Raw genomic sequence first — 7,684 nt, forward strand, 5'->3', positions numbered from 1 at the left:
ATCATCTGCCCTTTTTTATCAACTATATGATGACATTATGAATACTTATCCTCATATCACCGTTGCTGCTATCATTGAAGCCGATCAACATTTTTTATGCGTGGAAGAGTGCCTGAATAGTGGTCAACATGTGCTCAATCAACCCGCAGGCCATCTGGAGCCAGGAGAGTCACTGCAACAGGCGGTGATTCGAGAAGTCAAAGAAGAAACTGGCTGGTGTTTTGAGCCACAGTTTTTAATTGGTATCTATCAATACACAGGGCAAAATGGGATTGCTTATGTGCGTTTTTGTTTTGCTGGTGTTCATCAGGATCATGATCCATCCTATCAACTGGATAAAGACATCGTTTGCACACATTGGCTTAATCGCAGTGCATTAATGGCACGGCAAAAGCACTGGCGCAGCCCTATGGTGATACGTTGTATTGATGATTATCTGGCGGGGCAACGTTATCCTCTGGATTTAATCTGTAATATAAGCTGAGTTCGATACAAGCTTATTTTTGCACTAATCACGCAAAAAACTGCTTTTGTCTCACGCCAGGTTCTTGATAGTGCATATTGAATTTAAGCCTATTCGGATAAAAAACCTTATATCGAATGCAGATTAATATATAAAGGTGTAGGAAAATAGCTTATGTCAGAAAAAATCATGATCGGTATGTCGGGTGGCGTGGATTCTTCTGTAGCAGCTTTGTTGCTTCAGCAACAGGGTTATGAGGTTCATGGCTTGTTCATGAAAAACTGGGAAGAGGATGATAATCCGGAGTATTGCAGCGCGGCTGAAGATTTAAGCGATGCTCAAGCCGTGTGTGATAAATTGGCTATTCCACTGCATACGGTTAATTTTTCTGCGGAATATTGGGATAATGTTTTCACCCATTTTCTGGCGGAATACCAAGCCGGGCGTACACCTAATCCCGATGTTTTATGTAATCGGGAGATTAAATTTAAGGTTTTTCTGGAACATGCCCGTAAACTGGGCGCGGGCTTGATTGCAACCGGACATTATGTGGCGAATCGTCAGCAAGATGGAAAATGGCAATTATTACGAGGGCTGGATAAAAATAAAGATCAAAGTTATTTTCTTTACATGCTGGAACAAAAGCAATTACAGCCCAGTCGTTTTCCCATCGGTCATCTGGAAAAGCCCGAAGTTAGAAAAATGGCAGCGCAAGCGGGTTTGATTACACATCGTAAAAAAGACAGCACCGGTATTTGTTTTATCGGTGAACGGCGTTTTAAGGATTTTCTCAGTCAATATTTACCTGCTAACCCTGGAAAGATAGTTTCGGCTGATGGTCAGGTGATGGGGCGGCACGATGGTTTGATGTATTACACCTTAGGTCAACGTCAGGGTTTGAACATTGGGGGGGTAAAGCAGGGAAGTGGGGAGCCTTGGTATGTTGTTGCCAAAGATCTGGATAATAATCAACTCATCGTTGCCCAAGGTCATGACCATCCCTTATTATTCAATCAGCAACTGCAAGCCAGTGAGGTTCACTGGATTGCAGGAGAATCACCGAGCTACCCTTTACAATGCACTGCAAAAACACGTTATCGACAAGGTGATCAAAATTGCATTGTGAACCCTATTGATGGAGAAAATATTCAGGTGGAATTTGAGCAGGCACAACGTGCGATAACGCCGGGGCAGTCCATTGTGTTTTATCATAATGAGGTCTGTTTGGGTGGCGCTATTATTGAGACTTTTTGCTAAGCTGGAAATGTCTCATTTTATACTATGAAAAACATCCAGGTTAAAAGTCAATTGTTGCAAAAAAGACATTTTATCTTTTTTGTAGTGGTGATGATAGCTGCAATTCTTTTGGAGTCCTTAATTCTGATTCGATGCCGTCAGCAATGGCTTGAACAGGAAATTGGAAGTCTTGCACAATTTGTGGGCATTTATACCGATATCCCACTGGTCAATCATGATCAACGCGGTGTTTCTGATAGCTTGTCAAAATTCAACCAATGGCCTTATATTTTACAGGCGGCTATGTTTTCTGCTGATGGTGATTTTCTGGCATATTACGACAGTACTTCACAAAATCCACCAAAATGGATGGGTATTCACGATGCTTATGCGCGAGTTTCCAGGCAGGCTATTACGACATCTGATAGCGAAATACTGAGTAAGGCGCAGTTTATCTGGGATGGAAACCAGGTTTCGCTTTTTCAACCCTTGTTTTATCCTGAAAAACGTTTTATTGGTTGGGTTTATTTGCATGCGGATACTCATCATATATACCATGAGCATCTCATTGAGATTGTTTGGCTTGTTAGTGTGATTTTATTGTTAGGTTTAAGTTTGCTACAGTTATTATATTCATTGCAGAGAAAAATACAGGTACAGATTCAAGTGTTTCATGAGCAATTGTATTTGTTATCCAGAAACTTGAACCAAACCACAACATCGGTATTGCCGTCACATGGCTTGCTAAAACCACTTGTAAAGCCGATTAAACAAATTCTGAAAAAAAATAATTTACGTTACCAGGCATTAATCCAGAAACAGAAGGAAATAAAACAGTCTGTACAGGAGCGCATGACGCAATTACAAGCCGAAAAAGAGCAGGCAATCACTGCAAATCAGGAGAAAGCTCGTTTTATTGCCAATATGCTGCATGAAATTCGTACACCCATGAATGCAGTTTTAGGTTATGTACAATTATTACAGCAGGATAAAAACTTAGGTACGCAACAACAAGCGCAAATACAAGCGATTGCCAACAGTAGTTATCACTTATTAGGCCTAATCAAAGAAACCCTGAATTTATCGAAAGCGGAAGCCAATAAAAGAAAACTGAATGAGCGTATTTTTAATCTTAATGACTTGCTGATTAGTTTGGAAAGTATGTTTACAATGCGTTGTCAGCAAAAAAAACTACAATGGCAACTAGAGAGAACGGGTAACGTCTCATCATGCTACCTGGGTGATCTGGAAAAGTTGCGTTATATATTAGTGCATTTACTGGAAAATGCAGTTAAATTTACTGAAAAAGGTCAGGTGCGGTTAAATGTTCAAATTAAAGATTCTGCTTGTCAGTTTGAAGTAATTGATACTGGCAAGGGTATCGCAAACACTGTATTGACACGCTTATTTGATGAAAATAAAAATAATGCTGAACAGAGTCAGGCAGAAGCTGAAATTGATTTGGGTTTGTCAACTTGTAAACGTTATATTGGATTAATGCAGGGGCAGTTACGTATCATTTCTGCTATAGGAAAGGGCAGCAGGGTATTTGTTTATTTGCCATTAAACACTGAAAATGTTTCCAGGGAAGAAACTATTGAGTCTGAAGTTGCCTTAGAAGTGATGATGGATAAAGTGAGTCAAGGCAGTAATACATCCCTATTATTCAAAGATTTACAATTATCTGATTGGCAGTTTCAAGCACTGCAAGATGCTGCTGAACTGGCGCAGTATACGCAGTTACAAAAGTTGCTGGAACCGTTGCAAAGTGGCGATGTTGTACAACAAGCACTGGCTGAAGTATTACATCAATATTTGAAGGACTATGATATGGATAGTATTGTTAATATCTTAGTACAGCTTAAGGATAGGCCTAAAAATGTCTGAACCTGAATTAGGTGGTGCAAAAATATTAATTATTGATGATGTACTTTCTAATCTGGATATTTTACGATTGTATCTGGAGCCAGAAAACTATTCCTTATCTTTTGCCGTTGATGGTGAAAAAGCCTTGTCCTTAGCCAGTAAGTTGCAACCTGATATCTTGCTGTTGGATATTATGATGGAGCCGGTTGATGGCATTGAAGTCTGTCGTCGTCTTAAGGCACAGGCGGCAACACGCGATATTCCAGTTATTTTTATCAGTGCTTTGACCGAAACTGAAGATTTAGCCCAGGGATTTAAGGCAGGGGGCTGTGATTATATTGCCAAGCCTTTGCAACGTGAGCAGGTTTTACAAAAAATACAAATACACTTGCAAGCGCGCTACTACCAAAAAAGCTGGCACTACTTAAGGCAATGCAGTGAGGTTGTTGCTTTATGTAGTGGCGGCCTGTCAGTAGCGGCTTGTCAGATGGATGCCCAGGGGAAAATTATAACAGCCAATGTACATTGGCTGCATTGGTTGGATCAGCAGTATTGGTTGGATACCATTCCAACTGCACGACAAACTCAAGTACGCCAGCAATGGCAGCATTGTCTCCGGTATCGTCATAGCTTTTCAGTATTATTGAAATTAACTAATCAAAAAGCACAGTCAGGACATTTTAAATTGCTGGTTTTGCCTCTTGCTGCAAAACAGCAGGCCAATCAATTCAGTGCTTGTTTGTTACCTGCGTAAATGCAAGCCTATGCTCCCAATGCTGCCTGTAATGCTTTGCGAATTAATACTTCACTGCTGTCACCTTTTTCATCCACGGCATTAACCAGGCGGCCTGCTTCTTTAGGGTTGTAACCCAGTGCGATCAGGGCACTGATGGCATCTTCTTTGGGGTTATTGATGGCAATAGGTTTGCCAGAGGTGTTTGATAGCTCAGCATTGCTTTGCCCGTTGGTTGTTGTTTCCTGGCCCCATTCTTTCAAGCGGTCACGCATTTCCACAATTAAGCGTTCGGCAGTTTTTTTACCAACACCGGGCAGACGAGTGAGACGGGCAGTATCTTGCTCATTGATACAGATAATAAAGCTTTCAACTTCAATGCCGGAGAGTATGCCAAGGGCTAATTTAGGGCCAACGCCATTGACTTTGAGCAGGGCGCGGAAGAATCTGCGTTCATTTTCGCTGTCAAAGGCATAGAGTAGGTGGGCATCTTCACGTACGGTCAGGTGGGTGAATAAATGAATTTCTGTGCCAATGTCTGGCAGTTTGTAAAACGTAGACATGGGTGCTTCGACTTCATAGCCAACGCCTTGTACGTCAATAACCAGCCAGGGTGGCTGTTTTTCCTGCAAAGTACCGCGTAATCGTCCTATCATTTTAAATACTTTTTCTGGTAATAAGGGGAGAAAGTGGTATGTACATGGCAAATGGCAACAGCGAGTGCATCAGCTGCGTCGGCTTGTGGGCTGGCGCTGAGTCCTAATAAGGTTTTCACCATATGTTGCACCTGGGTTTTATCCGCATGACCATGGCCTACCACTGCTTGTTTAATCGCGGTAGGGCTGTATTCTGCAACCGCTAACTGTTGGTTGACTGCGGCAACAATCGCCGCACCACGCGCCTGTCCAAGCTTAAGTGCCGAATCAGCATTACGGTGCATAAAAACCTGTTCAATGGCAACCATATCCGGTTTATGTAATTGAATCAGGCTGTCCAGTCCGGAAAATATCGCTTGTAAACGTTCTGGCATCGTGCCATTGCCAGTGCGGATACAGCCACTGGTAATATAATGTAAGCTCTGACTCTGTTGATTTTGTGTTTCAATAATGCCAAAACCTGTGAGTCTGGAACCTGGATCTATGCCTAATAATCGTATCATGGGTTTTTATCGTATGTGAATATCAGGCATGTGGGACAAAGCCTGGTTTTATTCCGAGTTTGCTGGCTCAGAATCTTCTGCTGTCTGTATTAAATCAGCCAGTTTGGAAATTGCCGCGTCTTTTAAGGTGGCAGTACTGTTATTTAACCCCGTCTCTTCCGAAGATAATAATGAGCTTTCACTGCGGATGATGAGTATTAATTCCGCATCACCCGGCGGAATATTTTTGGGCAGGGTGAGTGATAGCGTATGATTTTCTGGAACCACTACGTTTTTATGCAGAATTTCCATGGTGTCGCCTCCTCTGTTTGCGGTCTTAACAAGAGCTCTTATTTTCGGTATGCAGCCAACAACTGTCAAGCATTGTTAAATGTATTTTTATTTTTAATAATAGAAGTAAAATATAGCCTTAGGAGTGAGGATGAAATAAGTGCAGGAACTGGGCGCAGGATTTTTATGCATTTTCAAGGTGTGAAAACAGGCGCATAGCAAGCTATGTAACTGTTTTCAGAACGCAGGAAATGGAGAAAAAGACCAGCCAAGTTGCTGAAGTTATAAAATTCTCACTCCTTAGTATATGCTATAAAAGTATTTTTTATGACAAGTTACTATATATAAACCGGGGGAAGTATTTATGGAAGCGACCCAGCATCTTACCTTTACCGCAAGCATGGCGATTGCTTCTCTGGTTTTTATTTCTGCCTATATTATTGTTTTTAGCGAGGTTTTTCATCGTACCACCTCGGCACTACTGGGTGCTGTGGTGATGGTTGCTGTGGGCGAATATTTTGGTTTTTATGATCAGGAAACCGCGCTTAAAGCGATTGATGCCAATACTTTAATCTTGTTGGCCAGTATGATGATGTTGATTACCATGCTTAAACCGACCGGGGGGTTTGAGTATATCGGGATTAAAATTGTGCGTCTGGCGGTAGGCAGTTCAGTTAAGTTAATGGTATATCTGAGCCTGACTGTCAGTATTATTAGTATGTTTCTGGATAATGTCACCACCATATTGATTTTTGCGCCGCTGACAGTTTTGATTACCCGTTTAGTGCATATTAATCCCATGCCTTATCTGGTGGCTGAAGCAATTATGTCGAATATTGGCGGTATTGCTACGCTGATTGGTGATCCACCCAACTTGATGATTGGTAGTGCTGCAAAAATTGGTTTTACGGATTTTGTGTGGCATATGGGGCCGATTGTATTTTTGACCTGGCTGAGTAGTATTTTGGTGTTACTGTTTACTTTTCGTAAGGAGTTGCGCAGTCAGCAGTTTGAAGAATTGCATTTGGATCAAAATAATGCGATTAATAATCCCAGGCATTTATTTTATGTCTTATTTGCTTTGGCGGTGGTAATCGTCTTATTTTTTATTCATCATCATTTACATCTTTATCCCGCGTTTGTTGCACTTATTGGTGTCGTCATCGCGATGCCTTTAATACGCCCAAGGCCGGAAGCCTTGTTTGGTGAGGTGGAATGGTCGGTATTATTCTTTTTTGCCGGGCTTTTTGTGATTGTGGGTGGTTTGGAAGCTTCTGGCTTATTGCATCTGATAGGTTTGCAATTGGCTGAACTGGCAAAAAATCCAGAAGACTTATTATTAACCTGTATTGCATTGATGTGGGGGGCGGCATTAGTCAGTGCAATTGTCGATAATATTCCGTTTACCGTGACGATGATTCCTATTATTCTCAGTCTTGAAAGTTACGGGGTTAATATTCTGCCATTATGGTGGGCCTTGGCCTTAGGTTCTGGTTTGGGGGGGAATGGTACGCATATTGGTGCAACAGCCAACATTATTTGTGTTGCCGAAGCAGAGCGCAGTGGCATTGAGGCTGCACGCATTACACCACTGCTGTGGTTGAAAAAAGCACTGCCGACAACTTTTTTCAGTCTGATAGTCAGCAGCATTATTTTTAGCTTACTTATCAACTACATGAGTGTTTTGTAGCCCCCTTGTAGCCTTTTAATGAAAAGTATTTGAAAAAAAATCATAAAAAAGGCTTGACGGTGTTTGGCAGGCCTGTATAATGCGCCCCTCTCTTACAGAGAACGCAAAACAAGCAGCGAAAGCAGATTGAATTGCGGGATTGTTTTAAGAGAGGTTGAAAACAGTTTTTGAATTTTAGTTTTGAATTAAAATAAAAAAGCAGTTGACAACGAGAAAGGGGTCTGTATAATGCGCCTCTCTCTTACAGAGACAGCAAAACAAAGGTGT

Annotated in this window: 8 protein-coding genes; 5 read left to right on the top strand and 3 right to left on the bottom strand. The window is 41.5% G+C overall.

Features of this window, described 5'->3' with window-relative positions; translation table 11 throughout:
• Positions 1-37 precede the first annotated feature (37 nt).
• The 4 genes from QUF61_RS15230 (at position 38) to QUF61_RS15245 (ending at position 4,319) form a co-directional block, all read left to right on the top strand.
• Positions 38-484, top strand: coding sequence for an NUDIX hydrolase (locus QUF61_RS15230; protein WP_289682475.1), 447 nt, complete (start codon positions 38-40; stop codon positions 482-484).
• Positions 485-637: 153 nt separating this feature from the next.
• Positions 638-1,720, top strand: a complete 1,083-nt coding sequence (gene mnmA, locus QUF61_RS15235; RefSeq protein ID WP_289682477.1) for a tRNA 2-thiouridine(34) synthase MnmA — start codon at positions 638-640, stop codon at positions 1,718-1,720.
• Positions 1,721-1,771: 51 nt separating this feature from the next.
• Entirely contained in the window at positions 1,772-3,586 is a 1,815-nt protein-coding gene (locus QUF61_RS15240; protein ID WP_289682478.1) for a sensor histidine kinase, read from the top strand.
• Complete coding sequence (locus tag QUF61_RS15245) at positions 3,579-4,319, top strand: response regulator (protein WP_289682479.1); 741 nt, start codon at positions 3,579-3,581, stop codon at positions 4,317-4,319. The genes QUF61_RS15240 and QUF61_RS15245 overlap by 8 nt, the downstream gene beginning before the upstream one ends.
• A gap of 8 nt (positions 4,320-4,327) precedes the next feature.
• On the opposite strand, the gene ruvA is transcribed toward QUF61_RS15245, so the two are convergent.
• From ruvA to QUF61_RS15260, 3 genes are read right to left on the bottom strand one after another with little or no spacing between them, the layout of a single operon-like run.
• Positions 4,328-4,954 (bottom strand): Holliday junction branch migration protein RuvA, encoded by a 627-nt coding sequence (ruvA, locus tag QUF61_RS15250; protein ID WP_289682480.1) that lies wholly within the window; start codon positions 4,952-4,954, stop codon positions 4,328-4,330.
• On the bottom strand, positions 4,951-5,457 hold the full coding sequence (gene ruvC / locus QUF61_RS15255) for a crossover junction endodeoxyribonuclease RuvC (RefSeq protein WP_289682481.1): 507 nt from the start codon (positions 5,455-5,457) through the stop codon (positions 4,951-4,953). Before ruvC ends, ruvA begins: the two co-directional genes overlap by 4 nt.
• 48 nt (positions 5,458-5,505) lie before the next feature.
• The gene (locus tag QUF61_RS15260) at positions 5,506-5,748 is read right to left on the bottom strand and encodes a hypothetical protein (protein ID WP_289682483.1); all 243 of its coding nucleotides are present in this window, start codon (positions 5,746-5,748) and stop codon (positions 5,506-5,508) included.
• Positions 5,749-6,091: 343 nt separating this feature from the next.
• On the opposite strand from QUF61_RS15260, the gene QUF61_RS15265 reads away from it, so the two are divergent.
• Positions 6,092-7,417 (top strand): ArsB/NhaD family transporter, encoded by a 1,326-nt coding sequence (locus QUF61_RS15265; protein WP_103921283.1) that lies wholly within the window; start codon positions 6,092-6,094, stop codon positions 7,415-7,417.
• Positions 7,418-7,684: the final 267 nt, after the last annotated feature.

This window comes from Candidatus Venteria ishoeyi (genome assembly GCF_030378065.1).
Classification (GTDB): domain Bacteria; phylum Pseudomonadota; class Gammaproteobacteria; order Beggiatoales; family Beggiatoaceae; genus Venteria; species Venteria ishoeyi.

Bases quoted from the DNA above. Each gene is read 5' to 3' on its own strand.
- QUF61_RS15230 (WP_289682475.1), top strand. From the start codon at position 38: ATGAATACTTATCCTCATATCACCGTTGCTGCTATCATTGAAGCCGAT.
- mnmA (WP_289682477.1), top strand. From the start codon at position 638: ATGTCAGAAAAAATCATGATCGGTATGTCGGGTGGCGTGGATTCTTCT.
- QUF61_RS15245 (WP_289682479.1), top strand. From the start codon at position 3,579: ATGTCTGAACCTGAATTAGGTGGTGCAAAAATATTAATTATTGATGAT.
- ruvA (WP_289682480.1), bottom strand. From the start codon at position 4,954: ATGATAGGACGATTACGCGGTACTTTGCAGGAAAAACAGCCACCCTGG.
- ruvC (WP_289682481.1), bottom strand. From the start codon at position 5,457: ATGATACGATTATTAGGCATAGATCCAGGTTCCAGACTCACAGGTTTT.
- QUF61_RS15260 (WP_289682483.1), bottom strand. From the start codon at position 5,748: ATGGAAATTCTGCATAAAAACGTAGTGGTTCCAGAAAATCATACGCTA.
- QUF61_RS15265 (WP_103921283.1), top strand. From the start codon at position 6,092: ATGGAAGCGACCCAGCATCTTACCTTTACCGCAAGCATGGCGATTGCT.